Annotated in this window: 13 protein-coding genes; 8 read left to right on the forward strand and 5 right to left on the reverse strand. The window is 69.0% G+C overall.

What is annotated here, in order from left to right; genetic code table 11:
• Window positions 1-16: 16 nt before the first annotated feature.
• On the reverse strand, window positions 17-2,569 hold the full coding sequence (gene clpB, locus C7H75_RS20725; protein ID WP_005517724.1) for an ATP-dependent chaperone ClpB: 2,553 nt from the start codon (window positions 2,567-2,569) through the stop codon (window positions 17-19).
• 243 nt (window positions 2,570-2,812) lie between these two features.
• Between clpB and C7H75_RS20730 the strand changes: the two genes are divergently transcribed.
• The 5 genes from C7H75_RS20730 (at window position 2,813) to C7H75_RS20750 (ending at window position 8,084) form a co-directional block, all read left to right on the forward strand.
• Window positions 2,813-3,976: an FAD-binding oxidoreductase gene (locus C7H75_RS20730; RefSeq protein WP_022597844.1), complete on the forward strand. Its 1,164-nt coding sequence runs from the start codon at window positions 2,813-2,815 to the stop codon at window positions 3,974-3,976.
• Window positions 3,977-4,174: 198 nt separating this feature from the next.
• A complete protein-coding gene (locus C7H75_RS20735) occupies window positions 4,175-5,395 on the forward strand; it encodes an ABC transporter substrate-binding protein (RefSeq protein WP_106851757.1) in 1,221 nt (406 codons plus the stop codon).
• A gap of 16 nt (window positions 5,396-5,411) precedes the next feature.
• Window positions 5,412-5,912 (forward strand): nuclear transport factor 2 family protein, encoded by a 501-nt coding sequence (locus tag C7H75_RS20740; RefSeq protein WP_022597848.1) that lies wholly within the window; start codon window positions 5,412-5,414, stop codon window positions 5,910-5,912.
• Window positions 5,913-5,973: 61 nt separating this feature from the next.
• Window positions 5,974-6,828, forward strand: coding sequence for an NmrA/HSCARG family protein (locus C7H75_RS20745; RefSeq protein WP_022597850.1), 855 nt, complete (start codon window positions 5,974-5,976; stop codon window positions 6,826-6,828).
• A 497-nt stretch (window positions 6,829-7,325) separates the two neighbouring features.
• Window positions 7,326-8,084 carry an FAD-binding oxidoreductase gene (locus C7H75_RS20750; RefSeq protein WP_005517716.1) on the forward strand — a complete coding sequence of 253 codons (759 nt, stop codon included), beginning with the start codon at window positions 7,326-7,328 and terminating at the stop codon, window positions 8,082-8,084.
• Window positions 8,085-8,109: 25 nt separating this feature from the next.
• Here the strand turns inward: C7H75_RS20750 and C7H75_RS20755 are convergent, their stop codons facing one another.
• The 4 genes from C7H75_RS20755 to C7H75_RS20770 form a co-directional block, all read right to left on the reverse strand.
• Window positions 8,110-9,687, reverse strand: a complete 1,578-nt coding sequence (locus C7H75_RS20755) for an AMP-binding protein (protein ID WP_106851758.1) — start codon at window positions 9,685-9,687, stop codon at window positions 8,110-8,112.
• Window positions 9,688-9,836: 149 nt separating this feature from the next.
• Window positions 9,837-10,661: an SDR family NAD(P)-dependent oxidoreductase gene (locus C7H75_RS20760; protein ID WP_106851759.1), complete on the reverse strand. Its 825-nt coding sequence runs from the start codon at window positions 10,659-10,661 to the stop codon at window positions 9,837-9,839.
• 10 nt (window positions 10,662-10,671) lie between these two features.
• Window positions 10,672-11,505: a mycofactocin-coupled SDR family oxidoreductase gene (locus tag C7H75_RS20765; protein WP_064059132.1), complete on the reverse strand. Its 834-nt coding sequence runs from the start codon at window positions 11,503-11,505 to the stop codon at window positions 10,672-10,674.
• Window positions 11,505-12,314, reverse strand: coding sequence for a mycofactocin-coupled SDR family oxidoreductase (locus C7H75_RS20770; RefSeq protein ID WP_106851760.1), 810 nt, complete (start codon window positions 12,312-12,314; stop codon window positions 11,505-11,507). The genes C7H75_RS20765 and C7H75_RS20770 overlap by 1 nt, the downstream gene beginning before the upstream one ends.
• 257 nt (window positions 12,315-12,571) lie before the next feature.
• Here C7H75_RS20770 and C7H75_RS20775 point away from each other — a divergent pair, with 257 nt between their 5' ends.
• The 3 genes from C7H75_RS20775 to bphC are packed head-to-tail and all read left to right on the forward strand — an operon-like array spanning window position 12,572 to window position 15,939.
• Window positions 12,572-13,738: a 3-ketosteroid-9-alpha-monooxygenase, oxygenase component gene (locus C7H75_RS20775; protein ID WP_005517710.1), complete on the forward strand. Its 1,167-nt coding sequence runs from the start codon at window positions 12,572-12,574 to the stop codon at window positions 13,736-13,738.
• A 42-nt stretch (window positions 13,739-13,780) separates the two neighbouring features.
• Window positions 13,781-14,962, forward strand: a complete 1,182-nt coding sequence (locus C7H75_RS20780; RefSeq protein WP_005517709.1) for an acyl-CoA dehydrogenase family protein — start codon at window positions 13,781-13,783, stop codon at window positions 14,960-14,962.
• Between the two features lie 44 nt (window positions 14,963-15,006).
• Complete coding sequence (gene bphC / locus C7H75_RS20785; RefSeq protein ID WP_005517708.1) at window positions 15,007-15,939, forward strand: biphenyl-2,3-diol 1,2-dioxygenase; 933 nt, start codon at window positions 15,007-15,009, stop codon at window positions 15,937-15,939.
• The last annotated feature ends 84 nt before the right edge of the window (window positions 15,940-16,023 follow it).

Below are 16,023 nucleotides of genomic sequence, written 5' to 3' on the forward strand. Positions count from 1 at the left end.
CACGGGCGCGCAGCGCCTAGCCCAGCACCAGACGATCCCCGTCCTCGGAGACGGTCACCGGCACGGTGTCGCCGTCCCGGACGGTGCCCGCGAGGAGCAGCTTGGCGAGCTGGTCGCCGATCGCCTGCTGGATGAGGCGCCGCAGCGGACGGGCGCCGTACAGCGGGTCGTAGCCGCGCACCGCGAGCCACAGCCGCGCCCCGTCCGACACCTCCAGCGTGAGTCGGCGCGCCGCGAGACGGGTTGCCAGCTGGTCGAGCTGGATGTCGACGATCGACTCGAGCTGCTCCTCCGAGAGCGGGTCGAAGACGACGACGTCGTCGAGCCGGTTGACGAACTCCGGCTTGAACGCCGACCGCACCGCCGCCATCACCTGGTCCCGGTCACCGCCCGCACCGAGGTTGGAGGTGAGGATCAGGATGGTGTTGCGGAAGTCGACCGTGCGCCCCTGGCCGTCGGTGAGGCGGCCGTCGTCGAGCACCTGCAGCAGGATGTCGAAGACGTCCGGGTGCGCCTTCTCGACCTCGTCGAACAGCACCACGGTGTACGGCCGGCGTCGCACCGCCTCGGTGAGCTGCCCGCCCGACTCGTAGCCGACGTAGCCGGGAGGGGCGCCGACGAGCCGAGCCACCGAGTGCTTCTCGCTGTACTCCGACATGTCGATGCGCACCATCGCGCGTTCGTCGTCGAACAGGAAGTCCGCCAACCCCTTCGCGAGCTCGGTCTTGCCGACACCGGTGGGGCCGAGGAACAGGAACGATCCGGTGGGCCGGTTCGGATCGGCGACGCCGGCCCGGGCGCGGCGCACCGCGTCCGACACAGCCTGCACCGCTTCGGTCTGCCCGACGACCCGCTTGGCGAGTTCGGTCTCCATGCGCAGCAGCTTGGCGGTCTCGCCTTCCATCATGCGGCCGGCGGGGATGCCGGTCCATGCGGCGACGACGTCGGCGACGTCGTCCGGGCCGACCTCCTCCTTGAGCATGACGGCTCCGTCGGACGCCCCGTCCGACACGGCCGCGGCGGCCTCGAGCTGCTTCTCCAGCTCGGGGATCCGGCCGTAGCGCAGCTCGGCGACCTTGCCGAGGTCGCCGTCGCGTTCGGCGCGTTCCTCCTCGCCGCGCAGCGCCTCGAGCTGCTCCTTGACCTCGCGCACCGAGTCGATGGCGTTCTTCTCGTTCTGCCAGCGGGCGGTGAGCTGACGCAGCTTCTCCCGGTCGTCCGCGAGTTCCTCGCGCAGCTTCTCGAGCCGCTCCTTGGACGCGGCGTCGGTCTCCTTGGTCAGCGCCATCTCCTCGATCTCGAGGCGGCGCACGGTGCGTTCCACCTCGTCGATCTCGACGGGACGCGAGTCGATCTCCATGCGGAGGCGCGACGCGGCCTCGTCGACGAGGTCGATCGCCTTGTCGGGGAGGAAGCGCGAGGTGATGTAGCGGTCCGACAGCGTCGCGGCGGCGACCAGCGCCGAGTCGGTGATGCGCACGCCGTGGTGCACCTCGTAGCGTTCCTTGAGGCCGCGCAGGATGCCGACGGTGTCCTCGACGGACGGCTCCCCGACCAGCACCTGCTGGAACCGGCGTTCGAGCGCGGCGTCCTTCTCGATGTACTGGCGGTACTCCTCGAGCGTGGTGGCACCGACCAGCCGCAGCTCACCGCGGGCGAGCATCGGCTTGATCATGTTGCCGGCGTCCATCGCCGACTCGCCCGTCGCGCCGGCACCGACGATGGTGTGCAGTTCGTCGATGAACGTGATGACCTGGCCGGCCGAGTTCTTGATGTCATCGAGCACGGCCTTGAGGCGTTCCTCGAACTCGCCGCGGTACTTGGCGCCGGCCACCATCGACCCGAGGTCGAGGGAGATGACGGTCTTGCCGCGCAGCGACTCCGGGACGTCACCGGCGACGATGCGCTGTGCGAGCCCCTCGACGATCGCGGTCTTGCCGACGCCGGGTTCGCCGATGAGCACCGGGTTGTTCTTGGTGCGCCGGCTCAGCACCTGCACGACGCGGCGAATCTCCGTGTCGCGGCCGATCACCGGGTCGAGCTTGCCCTCGCGGGCGCGGGCGGTGAGGTCGGTCGAGTACTTCTCGAGCGCCTGGTAGCTGCCCTCCGGGTCGGGGCTGGTGACGCGCGCGCTACCGCGGACGGCGGTGAACGCGTCGCGCAGCGCCTCCGGGGTGGCGCCGTGCCCGACGAGCAGCTTCGCGACGTCCGAGTCCTCGGCGGCGAGCCCCACCATGACGTGCTCGGTGGAGACGTACTCGTCGTCGAGTTCGGTGGCCAGGTGCTGCGCCGACGTGATGGCGGCGAGGGCCTCGCGGCCGAGTTGCGGCTGGGTGGTGGCACCGGTGGCCCGCGGCAGCCGGTCGACGATGACCTGCGCCTCGCGCCGCACCACCGTCGGATCGACCCCGACGGCCTTGAGCAGCGGCGCAGCGATGCCGTCGGTCTGGTCGAGCAGCGCCACGAGCAGGTGCGCGGGCCGGATGTCCGGATTGCCCGCCGCGGCCGCGGACTGCAACGCAGCCGTCAGCGCGGCCTGGGTCTTGGTGGTGGGAGAGAACGAGTCCACTGGTCACCTTCCTTGCGACGAACGAACGTAAGCATTGTGCCGCGGCGGACGGATCCGTACGGCTGTCGTTACCCTCAACGAACGAAACCTTGAGTCTGTTCCGCTCAACTTCGACAATATCGAAGAGATTTCCCCCACGGTCGGCGAGGCCACCACCGGGACACCGTCCGGCGCGGTGCACACTGGTATGCGGTGCCGGTCGGTTTCCCACGCCCGGGCCAGGAACACGCGAGGGAGGACGACGTGGACACGGCCGAGATCGGGCTCATCCGCTCACTTTTCACTACCGTCACCGCGTCCCCCGGCCACCGCGACCGCTTCGCCCGCACCTTCTACACGCAGTTCTTCGGACGGCTCCCGCAGTGCCGGTCGCTGTTCCCGGCCGGGATGGACGCGCAGCGCGCGAAGCTGGTCTCCGCGGTCGAGTTCATCGTGCGCGGGCTCGACGACACCGATCGCCTGCTACCGTTCCTCGCCCAGCTCGGTCGCGACCACCGCAAGTACGGTGTCGAGCGCGAGCACTACGCCGCCGCCGGCAACGCCCTGCTGGACGCGGCTCGCGACGTCGACTCGGACGAGCCGTGGAGCCCGGAGAGCGACGCCGCGTGGCGGGAGATGATCGCGCTGATCACCACCACGATGTCCGACGCCGCCGACGCCGACGACTTCCCGGCCCTCTGGGGTGCCACCGTCGTCGGTCACGAGCGGGTGCTGCGCGACCTCGCCATCATCCGCCTCGAGTGCGACTCACCGATCCCGTACGCGGCCGGCCAGTACGTGAGCGTGCAGATTCCGCAGCGGCCGCAGATGTGGCGCTATCTCTCGCCCGCGATCCCGACGAACCCGTTCGGCCAGATCGAGTTCCACGTGCGGCGGGTCTCCGGCGGGTGGGTGAGCCCGGCGATGGTGAACGAGACGGCGGTCGGGGACCGCTGGCAGATCAGCTCTCCGCTCGGCGGCCTGCACGTGGACCTCGCGAGCGACCGGGACGTGCTGATGATCGCGGGCGGCACCGGCCTGGCCCCGCTGCGCGCCCAGGTGATGGACATGGCGCACCGGGGGATCAATCCGCGCGTACACCTGTTCGTCGGCGGCGCCTACCCGTGCGACCTGTACGACATCGAGACGCTCTGGCATCTGTCGCTGAGCAACCCGTGGCTCACCATCGTCCCGGTCACCGAGGAGGACGAGAACCCGTGGTGGCACCCGTATCCGGTGCTCGAACCGCCACACGGCTTGCACCAGCGACTGCGCGGGCCGATCGGCGCCGTGGTGAGCCGCTTCGGATCGTGGGCCGACCGGCAGGTCCAGATCTGCGGTTCGCCGTCGATGGTCAAGACCACCGCGTACGCGTTGCAGCGGGCGGGCACTCCGGTCGAGGCCATCTCGCACGACCCGCTGCGCTGAAACGGCCCACCCAGCGGGAGCACCCGTGGAATCCGTCGCCCGACCGGACTAGTGGACTCGAAACACACTGTCGCGCAGATTCATTCGACACGCGCACGGTGAGCCGAGGTCGTTGACGCGACCCGTGTCACACCCCTAGTGTCGGCGCATCCAAGCATCCGCTTGCCATCCGTCGTGTCTCCACTGGAGGTAACTGGCATGAAGTTTCGGCACTCAGCGCTCGTGGCGTCGATCGCCGTGTCCGCGTTGACCCTCGCGGGCTGTTCGAGTTCGGCGGCCGACGACGAGGCGTCCGACAGCGGGCCGTTCCGCGTCCTGGTGACCGGGGCGATCAGCGGTCAGGGATCGTTGGCCGCGAACGCGCAGACCTCGATCCTCGCCGCCAAGGCCGGCGTCGAGCAGGTCAACAAGGACGGCGGAATCGGCGGCCGCCAGGTGGAACTCACCGTCACCGACGACGGCGGCGACGCGACCAAGGCCGTGTCCAACCTGCGCGACGCGATCAATTCCGGCAAGAGGCCGGACCTGTACCTCAACTCGGGTCCGTCCACGGTGTCCGCGGCGACGCTCCCGATCCTGAAGCAGAACAAGATCCTCTCCTTCAATGTCGGTCCCACCAACGACTCCTCGGACCCGGCGCAGTTCCCGCTCAACTTCGACCTGTCCCCGTCGCCCACCGAGTACGCGGTGTCGATCGCCCGGTACGCGAAGAGCAAGAACTACCAGCAGGTGGGCGTCATCCACGGCAGCAGCGCCTACGGTGAGGCCTTCGGCCAGGCGATGGACGACGCGCTGTCCGCCGAGGGCGTCAGCGCATCGGGCGCCGAGGAGTACGACGTTGCGGCCCTCGACATGACGGCGCAGCTGCAGGCGCTCAAGAACAAGGGGACGCAGGCACTAGTCATCGACGCCTACGGTGCGCCGTTGGGCTATCTGCTCTCGAGCCTCGAGCGTCTCGACTGGAACATCCCGCTGATCGGCAACACGTCCGTCTCCGGCACGGCGCTGATCGCGAAGCCGGCCCCCGAGGGCGCGCTCGGTACCCGGGCGGCGTCCAATCTCGTGATGCAGGTGTTCCCGAGCACCGTCTACGACGCGTCCGACGCCGCCGTCAACACGATGGTCGACGCGATGGCCTCGATGGGATCGATTCCCTCGACGCTGATCCTGGCCGACAACTACGACCCGTTCGGCCTCGTCGCCGCCGCCGCGAAGAAGGTCGGATCCACCACGGACGCCACCGAACTCGCGAAGGCACTCGAGGATCAGGACGTGCTCGACGACGCGAAGACCGCGTTCCTGCCGCGCTACCACTACTCGGCGCAGTCGCACGCCCCCAACCTCGCCGACGACGGCTACCGCTTCGTGCCGCCGAGCAAGGTGGTCAACGGCCAGTACGGCAATCCGGCAGCCGCGTGAACGAAGGACTCCGACCATGACGACGACATCACCGCTGCACGCACCGAGTCCGCCACCGGGCGGTTCGGTCGAGGACCGGCTGCGGGCGGTCGAGGACACCCTCGCCGTCCTGCAGTTGGAGGGCGCCTACTCGCCGGCGTGGGATTCCGGCGACGCCGACGCGTGGGCGGCGCTGTTCACCGTGGACGGAGTGTTCGAACTCGCGCAGGTCGGGGCGGTCCCCGGCACCACGGTCCGGGGACGCGACGCTCTCCGACAGTTCTGCGTCGACTTCACCGCCACGACGTCCGGGATCCATCTGCTCAACACTCCCTCGATCGTGCTGGACGGCGACGAGGCTACGGCGCGAGTACATTTCGAGTTCCGGTCGGGCGCCTCGTCCGACACCGAGACCCGCCACGCCCACGTCGCGGGCCACTACACGGTGCAGTATCGGCGAACGCCGGAAGGCTGGCGAATCGCGCATCGACGGGAGGTGGCGGTGCGGCGCGACCGAGGCTGGTTCCACTCGTACTGACCCCGGCCCGGATGTAGGCTCGCGTCGGCAGCACCCCGTGTCCGCGACCGGAGGAGATCCGATGCCCGACCACCCGATTCTCGTGCTCGCTGCCACCGGCGGGCAGGGACGTGCGGTGTGCACCGCACTGCTCGAGCGTGGTGCACCGCTGCGCGCCCTGGTCCGGAACCCGAACTCGTCCGGCGCCCGGGCCCTCGCCGAGCGTGGCGCCGAGATCGTCACCGGGTCGCTCGACGACGCGAACTCGTTGGCCGCCGCGATGACGGACGTCGCGGCGGTCTTCGCGATGACGACCCCGTTCGAGTCCGGTGTCGACGCCGAGATCGATCAGGGACGCACGATCATCACCGCGGCCGGGCGGGCGCGGGTGCCGCACCTGGTGTTCAGTTCCGTCGCGGGCGCGGACCAGGACAGCGGTGTCCCGCATTTCGAGAGCAAGCGGGTGATCGAGGCGGATCTGAGGTCGAGCGGTCTGGCGCACACGATCCTCGGGCCCACCTACTTCTACGACAACGCGCTCGGCGGCGAGGACCGGATCCGCACCGAGGGGGTGCTCGACCTGCCGCTGCCGCAGGACCGCCCGCTGCAGCAACTCGATCGTCGTGATCTGGGCGCCTTCGCCGCGCACGTCCTGCTCTCCCCCGAGTCCTTCTCCGGACGCCGCATCGAACTGGCAAGCGACGCGCCGACTCCCGAGGCCATGGCCGCGGCACTCACCGCCGCGATCGGGTCGCCGGTCCGGTTCGAACAGGTGCCCCTCGGCGCGATCGAGAGCCCCGACATGCACGCGATGTGGTGGTTCCTCAACGGCCCCGGCTACCGGGTCGACCTGGACGCATTGCACGCGGAATTCCCGGACGTCGGCTGGACGTCGTTCGCGGACTGGGCCACCCGCACGTTCGGGACGGCGAGCTGACGGCGTGCACGACATCCCACCCATGCGACCGGTCGACCGCGGTCGCCCCGACACTCCCCCGCCCCAACGGGGTTGGGTCGTGGGGGTCTGGTTCGTCGTAATCGTGTCCGCGGGCGTCGCACTGGCCGTGGCACCGGCTTCTCGGACAGCAGGGATCGTCGGGGGATCGGCAGTTGCCGCCGGTGTCGGCTTCGCTGTAGCCGGCACGTCGCGCACCCTTCGCGAGAATCGGGGACTGCGAGTGCCGTGGTGGGGCCCGCCGACGAACCGCCCCCGCAAGTGGGACCTATTAGCGGGAACCGGCCTGCCCCTGGTGAGCTACGGAGCGATACTCGTAGGCCGCAGCGTCCAAACCCTGCCGACGGTGGCCTTCCCGCTGACTGCGCTCGCCACCCTCTCCCTCGTCCTGTGCGCCGCCCAGTGGCGGCACAACCGCCGCGTCGTCACCTCGTGACCTGACATTCACACGGTTCCACCGAACCGGGGACAATATCGGCATGCAGCAGGATTCCTGGACCGCGACCGTCGTCGAACACCACCGTCTCCGCAACGATCTGGCGGTGGTGCGTCTGATCGGCGACCCAGTCCCGTTCCGTGCCGGACAGTACGTCGACGTCGCTGTGCCGCAGCACCCGCGGTTGCCGCGCCGGTTGTCCCCGGCTTTGCCGCCGTCGCTCGACGGCAAGCTGGAGTTCCATGTGCGGACGGTGCCGGGCGGTTGGGTGAGCCGCAGCATCGTCGAGGACACTCGGCCCGGCGATCGGTGGCAGATCTCCTCGCCGCGCGGCGATCTCCGCATCGACGAGGACGGCCCCGCCGTGGTGGTGATGGTCGCGGGCGGCACGGGCCTGGCCCCGCTGCGGGCGCTCATCCTGGATCTGCTGCAGGTCGAGAATCCGCCGCAGGTGTACCTGTTCGTCGGGGGCCGCACCGCCACCGATCTGTATGCGTCGGACATGCTGTGGGTTCTCACGCAGCAACTGCCGTGGCTCACCACGGTTCCGATCGTCGAGGACGTCACCGATCCGGGCGGGCCCGACGAGTGGTACGACCGCATCGTCGCCGAGGTGGGGCCGGTCAACTTCCACGAGGACGATCTGCTCGAGGGCACCCTCGCCGACGTCGTCGCCGATCACGGCGCCTTCGTCGACCACCAGGTGCTGCTGTGTGGTTCGCCGGCGATGGTGCAGACCACCCGGGAGCGGCTGATCGCCACCGGAACCCCCGCCGAGGCCATCCGCGCCGACCCGTTCTGACGGATCGGCGCGGACGGCGTTCGGATCACACCGAGCGCGCGGCGCCCTCCCAGAACTGTGCGCGCAGGGCCTTCTTGTCGAGCTTGCCGAGCGGGGTCAGCGGCAGCGCGTCGACGAAGTCCACCGACTTGGGTGCATGCACGGAACCCTTTGCCGACCGGACGCGTTCGACGAGTTCGGCCGCCTCCACCGTCTGCCCGTCGCGCAGCACGACGCACGCCTTGACGGCCTCGCCCCACTTCTCGTCGGGCACACCGACGACCGCGACGGACGCGACCGCGGGGTGCCCGGAGATGACGTCCTCGATCTCGCGCGGGAACACGTTGAAGCCGCCGGTGACGATCATGTCCTTCTTGCGGTCGACGACGTAGAGGAAGCCGTCCTTGTCGGCGCGGGCGATGTCACCGGTGTGCAGCCACCCGCCGCGCAGCGCCTCGGCCGTCTCCTGCGGCTTGCGCCAGTACTCCTTCATCACCAGCGGCCCGCGCACGCAGATCTCGCCGAGTTCGCCCTGCGCCACCTCGTTCAGGTCGTCGTCGAGCAGGCGGACGTCGAGCCACGGCACGGGGCGGCCGCACGACGCGAGTCGCTCGACGTTCTCCGGGTCGTGCTCCTCCTTGCGCATGACGGTGATCGTCATGCCGCACTCACTCTGCCCGAAGTACTGGAAGAAGATCGGTCCGAGCTTCGCGATGCCCTCCTGCAGTCGCGACGGCGACATCGCGGCGGCGCCGTAGAACAGTGTCTGCAGGCTCGAGACGTCGCGGGTCTCGAGATCCGGGTGGTCGAGCAGCATGTAGATCATGGTGGGCACCAACATGGTCGAGGTGATCTTGTACTTCTCGATCGCCTCGAGCACGGCGCCGGGCTCGAACGCCGGCAGCACCACCAGCGAGCCACCGCGCATCAGCGTCGGCACGAAGAACGCCATGCCCGCGTGCGACAGCGGCGTGCACGCGAGGAATCGCATCTCGTCCGGGAACTGCCATTCGGCCATCTGGATCTGCGGCAGCGTCACGCCGGAGCGGAACGTGTTGACCACGCCCTTCGGCTTACCGGTGGTGCCGCCCGTGTAGACCATGCTCGACGGGTCGTCGCCGTCCACGGCCGCGGCCACCAACCGCTGCGGCGCGAACGTCTTCGCCAGTTCGAGGATGTCGACGCCCACCTCGGAGGGGCCGAGCGAGAACAGATTCTTCAACGTCGGCACCGCGGCCTTCAGCTCCGCCGCCCGGCCCTCGAAGGCCGTCGGGTCGAAGATGAGGGTCTCGATCTCGGCGTCGCCCAGGATGTAGCTGTGGTCGTCGAGCGAACCCATCGGGGCGAGCGCGGTGTTGCGGCAGCCGAGGATCATCTGCGAGCCCACACTGATGAGGACCTCGGGGCGGTTCTTCGACAGCATCGCGACGGTCGAGCCCTTGCCGACGCCCAGCGATTCGAGGGCCTGCCCGAAACTGCTGATCTGGTCGCGCATCTGGCCGCCGGTGAGCACGACGTCACCGAGGTAGAGCGCCGGCCGGTCGGCGTTGCGCTCGAGCGCGGTGATCAGCAGGTCAGCCAGGAAACGCGGGCGGTGGAGAAGGTCGTCGAACTCGTCGGTCATGTGTGTTCCTTCTGCGTGCACGGATCCGACGGCAGCGCTGCGCGCGCCCGTCGCGCCGGGTCGGCCAGTGTGGCCCGGGTCACCGACACGATAACCGCATTACGGCAGAACTGGAACCTGTTACACCTTCCCGCCCGGCCCCGCACCCCTCAGTTCCGGCCGTCGAACAGCGCGTCGGGACGTAGCTTCTCGCCGAGCACCCGGGCGCGCTTGGACGCGAGCCGCTCGAACGACTCGGGGTGCGTGAGGATCCAGAAGTCGTCGCGGGCGATGCCGTCGAACAGCAGCTTCGCGGCCTCGTCCGCGGTGATGCCTTCCCGGATCTGGTCGCGCCAGAATCCGGCGTCGGCCGCGGTCTGCTCGTGCACCGGGGCGTCCTCGAAGATCCGCGTGGCCACCTGGCCCGGACTGAACACCGACACCGCGATCTGCGGGAACGCCTCGGCGCATTCGAGATACACGCTCTCGGTGAGCGCCTGGACGCCGTGCTTGGACGCCGCGTACGCGGTCATCCGCGGGGTGATCGCGATGCCGCCCACCGAGCACGTGTTGACGATGTGCGACGGCCGCGGGTCGGCGCCCATCCGCGGAACGAACGACCGGATGCCGTGGAAGACGCCGAGCAGGTTCACATCGATCACCCGCCGCCACTCGTCGGCGGGCACCTCCCACGTGAAACCGAGCGACTCGAGACCGGCGTTGTTCAGCAGCACCGTCACCTCGCCGAACTCGGCATAGGAGGCTTCGGCGAGCGCGTCGACCGCGGCAGCGTCGCGGACATCGGTCGGCATCGCGAGCACGGCGGCGCCGCCGGCCCGCAGGTCGGCGGCGACGGCGTCCAACCGCTCGGCCGCGACGTCGGCGAGCACCACGTTCATGCCGAGCGACGCCGCGTACCGCGCGGCGCCCTCCCCGATCCCGCTGCCCGCACCGGTCACGACCGCGGTGCGGCCTCGCAGATCCTCGAGCCTCACAGGTCTCCTCCTACTTCACGCAGTGGCCGGCATCGACCGGCAACGTCACGCCGGTGATGTAGCGGGATTCGTCGGACGCGAGGAACAGGCTCGCGTTGGCGATGTCCTCGGGTTCGATCATCGCGACGGGCAGCAGGTGCATCGACTGCGTTCCCGCCTCGAACTGTTCCTGCGTCGGCTCGTCGACACCGGGGCAGAACGTCCGCATCGTGGACTCGTTCTGGATCATCGTGGTCCGCGTGTTCGCGGGATGGATCGTGTTGACCCGCACGCTGTGCGGCGCAAGCTCGTTCGCCAGCGACTTCATCAGGCCGACGACGCCGTGCTTGGCGGCCGTGTAGTGCCCGACGCTCACCAGTCCGCGCAGACCCGCGATGGAGCTGATCAGGATGATCGAGCCACCGCGGCCGCCGTCGACGATGTGCGGGATGCCGGCCTTGCAGGTGCGCCACACGCCGGTGAGGTTCACGTCGAGCATGGTCTGCCAACGCTCGGCGCCCATCTCGACGGCGGCACCGGACGAGCTGATACCGGCGGTCGCGCAGATGACGTCGAGCCGCCCGAGCGCCTCGACACCGGCGTCGACCGCTGACGTCAGCGCCTGCTGGTCCCGGACGTCGGCCTCGAACGCGCAGATCTTGCGGCCCAGCGACTCCACCTGCCGCACGGTCTCGGCGAGATCCTCCGGCGACGCCCCGGGGGTGGTCGAATGTTCGACGGGCGCGCACACGTCGACGGCGATGATGCCGGCGCCCTCCTGCGCGAAGCGCACCGCCTGCGCGCGGCCCATTCCCCGCGCGGCGCCGGTGATCAGCGCGACCTTGCCTTCGAGACGTCCGCTCATCACGCCACCTTCTGGGTCTGACCGGCATCGATGACCATCTGCAGGCCTGTGACGTACCGGGATTCGTCCGATGCCAGGAACAGCACCGCATTGCTCACGTCGATCGACTCCACCCACGGCACCGGCAGCAGCATCCGCTGCGACAGCACCTCGGCGACGTCGGCCTCGGTCGGGTTCTCGAGGTCGGGACGCAGACGGGCGAACGTCGTCGGATTGATCGTCATCGGCGTCGCGACGGCGCCGGGGTGAATCGTGTTGACGCGGATCGACCGCTTGCCCAGTTCGTTCGCGAGAGTCTTGGACAGACCGGTGATCGCGTGCTTGGCCGCCGAGTAGTGCGACGCGCCGGGCACGGCCTTTATCGCGGCGGTGGAGCTGACGATGACGACCGAACCGCCGTCCGGGTTCAGTTCGGCGACACCCGCCTTGACGGTGTGCCACGTGCCGGTGACGTTGACGTCGATCGACCGGTTCCAGATGTCGTCGTCGATCGTCCACGACGGTCCGGGGTTGTCGCAGATACCGGCGTTGGCGACGACGGTGTCGAGCGGGCCCAGCTCGCGCACGCCCGCCTGCACGGCCGCGGTGAGCGCGTCGAGGTCCCGGATGTCCGCGGTGCCGGTGACCGCGCGGCGGCCCAGTTCCCGCACGAGGTGCGCGGTCTCGGCCAGGTCGGCCTCCGACTGCTCCCCGGGGAGGTCGATCGCGAGGATGTCGGCGCCCTCCTCCGCGAGACGGACCGCGTGCGTGCGTCCCATTCCCTTGCCTGCGCCCGTGATGAGCACGACCTTGCCGGCCATTCGTGTCATGGTCAGTCCTTTCGCCCTTCGCGACGCTAACCAGCGCGACCGAGCCGGCGGCAGGGTTCGTCCCGTGTGGTGGGAGGCCCCCGTGGTGTCCGGCCGTCCCGCATCTCACGGACCGCGTGAGCAGCGGGACGACGTGGTGCTATACCACAGCTACCAGGGTGTTCCACCCAGCGGGAGAAGCCCTTCCCGCGCGACACGCCGCCGAGTTCTATGAGGCGCATCACAGGACGGTGACCCCTCACTGCACGGAGGAACACATGGCATTCGACGCTGCCCCCACCAACGACACCGACGAGATCCGCGAGATCGTGGCCGCTGCGGCGCCCACCCGTTTCGCGCGCGGCTGGCACTGCCTCGGTCTCATCCGGGACTTCAAGGACGGCAAGCCGCACTCGATCGAGGCGTTCGGCACCAAGCTGGTCGTGTTCGCCGACAGCAAGGGCGAGCTCAACGTCCTCGACGCGTACTGCCGCCACATGGGCGGCGACCTGAGCCAGGGCGAGATCAAGGGCGACACCATCGCGTGTCCGTTCCACGACTGGCGCTGGAACGGCAAGGGCAAGTGCACCGACATCCCCTACGCCCGGCGCGTTCCCCCGGTCGCCAAGACCCGCGCGTGGACCACGCTCGAGCGCAACGGCCAGCTGTACGTCTGGAACGACCCGCAGGGCAACCCGCCGCCGGCCGACGTCACGATCCCCGAGATCGCGGGCTACGGCACCGACGAGTGGACCGACTGGAGCTGGAAGACACTGCGCATCAAGGGTTCGCACTGCCGCGAGATCGTCGACAACGTCGTCGACATGGCGCACTTCTTCTACATCCACTACTCGTTCCCGCGCTACTTCAAGAACGTCTTCGAGGGCCACACCGCCACGCAGTACATGCACTCGACCGGCCGTGAGGACATCGTCTCGGGCACCAACTACGACGACCCCAACGCCGAGCTGCGTTCGGAGGCCACGTACTTCGGCCCGTCGTACATGATCGACTGGCTCGAGTCGGACGCCAACGGCCAGACCATCGAGACCGTCCTCATCAACTGCCACTACCCGGTGAGCAACAACGAGTTCGTGCTGCAGTACGGCGCGATCGTCAAGAAGCTGCCGGGCCTGTCGGAGGAGGAGTCGACCGGCATGGCGGCGCAGTTCGCCGAGGGTGTCGAGATGGGCTTCGAGCAGGACGTCGAGATCTGGAAGAACAAGGCGCCCATCGACAACCCGCTGCTGTCGGAGGAGGACGGTCCGGTCTACCAGCTGCGTCGCTGGTACCAGCAGTTCTACGTCGATGTCGAAGACATCACGGAAGACATGACCAAGCGCTTCGAGTTCGAGATCGACACCACCCGGGCGGTCGCGAGCTGGGAGCAGGAAGTCGCCGAGAACATGGCCAAGCAGGCCCCGAACTCGCCCGCGAACTCCTAGCCTCCGGTTCGCCGAACCACACCCACCCAGAAGGAAATCCAGATGAGTTACGAAGTCCTGTCCCGCATCGAGGCCGCCGCCGACGACATCTTCGTCGAGGGCGTGGAGGCCGAGCGGATCGGCAAGGTGGCCGATGCGACCGCCAAGCGCATGAAGGAGGCCGGCTCGATCCGGATGCTCCAGCCGAAGGAGCACGGAGGCCTCGAGGTCCATCCGCGCGAGTTCGCGGAGACCGTCATGCGCACGGCGTCGCTGAATCCGTCGGCCGGCTGGGTCCACGGCATCGTCGGCGTGCACCCGTGGCAGCTGGCCTTCGCCGATCCCAAGGTCCAGCAGGAGGTCTGGGGCGAGGATCAGGACACGTGGCTCGCGTCGCCGTACATGCCCGGCGGCATGTGCGTGCCGGTCGACGGCGGATACAAGTTCTCCGGCAAGTGGTCGTTCTCCTCGGGAACGGACCACTGCGACTGGGCCTTCCTGGGGGCCTTCGCCTGCAACCCGGACGGCAGCATGGAGATGCCGCCCCGGATGCTGCACGTGATCATCCCGCGCACCGACTACGAGATCATCGAGGACTCGTGGGACGTCGTGGGTCTGCGCGGCACCGGCTCCAAGGACGTCGTCGTCAAGGACGCGTTCGTGCCGGACTACCGCGTCATGGACTGCGACGAGGTCATCGACGGCACCGCGGTGCGCAAGTACGGCCGCACCGAGACGCTCTACCTGATGCCGTGGTCCAACATGTTCCCGCTCGGCATCACGTCGGCCACGATCGGCATCTGCGAGGGCGTGCTGCACCACGCCAACGAGTACCAGCGCGAGCGGATCAACCCGCAGGGCACCGCGGTCAAGGACGACCCGTACACGATGTTCGCGGTGGGCGAGGCCACCGCGAAGCTGCGTGCGGCCCGGGACTCGCTGCTGGCCAACGTCGATCGCATGTGGGATCTGGTGGACGCCGGCAAGACTCCGACGTTCGAGCAGCGCGCGCTCGGCCGCGAGACCCAGGTCAACGCCGCCTGGCAGGCCGTCACGGCGATCGACCAGGTCTACGCCCGCTGCGGCGGCAACGCACTGCGCATGGACAAGCCGATGCAGCGCTTCTGGCGTGACGCACACGCGGGTCTGCACCACGCGATCCACGTCCCCGGCACCGTGTACCACGCGGCGACGCTGAGCAGCCTCGGCGTGGATCCGCAGGGTCCGCTGCGTTCCATGATCTGATCCGCTGGATCAGCACTACTTCGAATTCACAACGGAGACAAACCATGACGAACCCCAATGTCGGCGGCTTCGGCACCGACATCCGCGCTCTGGGCTACGTGAAGGTCCAGACCAACGACATCGAGCGCTGGCGCACCTTCGCGTTCGACGTGCTCGGCTTCGCACAGGGCTCCGGCCCGGACCCCGATGCCCTCTACCTGCGCGTGGACGAGCGGGCCGCCCGCATCGTCGTCGTGCCGGGTGAGACCGACGAGGTCGTCACCGTCGGCTGGGAGGTCCGCGACCACGCCGCCCTGGTCCGGGTCAAGGAGGCCGTCGAGCGCGCCGGCATCGCGGTCAAGCCGCTCTCACTCGAGGAGGCGGACGCCCGCCGCGTCGAGGAGGTCATCACCTTCCAGGATCCGGCCGGCACCACGCTCGAGGTCTTCCACGGCGCGGTCCTCGACCACAGCCCGGTCGTCACCCCGTTCGGCGCCAAGTTCGTCACCGGCGCACAGGGTCTCGGCCACGTCGTGCTGCCCACGATGGATCCGAACGGCACGTTCGACTTCTACACCGACGTCCTCGGCTTCCTGCCGCGCGGCGCCTTCCGGATCCCGGCACCGCCGGAGTTCGGTCCGCTGCGGGTGCGCTTCCTGGGTGTCAACCAGCGTCACCACAGCCTGGCGCTGTGCCCGGCCCCGCACGGCGGAGCCCCCGGCCTGGTGCACATCATGGTCGAGGTCGACACGCTCGACGCCGTCGGCCAGGCGCTCGACCGCGTGATGAAGGACGGTTTCTCGGTGTCCTCGACGCTGGGCCGCCACACCAACGACAAGATGGTGTCCTTCTACGTCCGCGCCCCCGGTGGTTGGGACATCGAGTTCGGCACCGAAGGCAGCCTGGTCGACGAGGCGTTCTACACGTCCGAGGAGATCACCGCCGACAGCTACTGGGGCCACGACTGGTCCGGTAGCGAGCCGCTCGCCGCGATGTAAGACCGCTCCACAGCTGCACGGTAAGACCGCTCCACAACTGCACACCGCTCCCGTCAGGGGGAACCCCGTCCCACCAGGGACAGC

Source organism: Rhodococcus (subgen. Prescottella) equi, from assembly GCF_003013675.1.
Classification (GTDB): domain Bacteria; phylum Actinomycetota; class Actinomycetes; order Mycobacteriales; family Mycobacteriaceae; genus Prescottella; species Prescottella equi.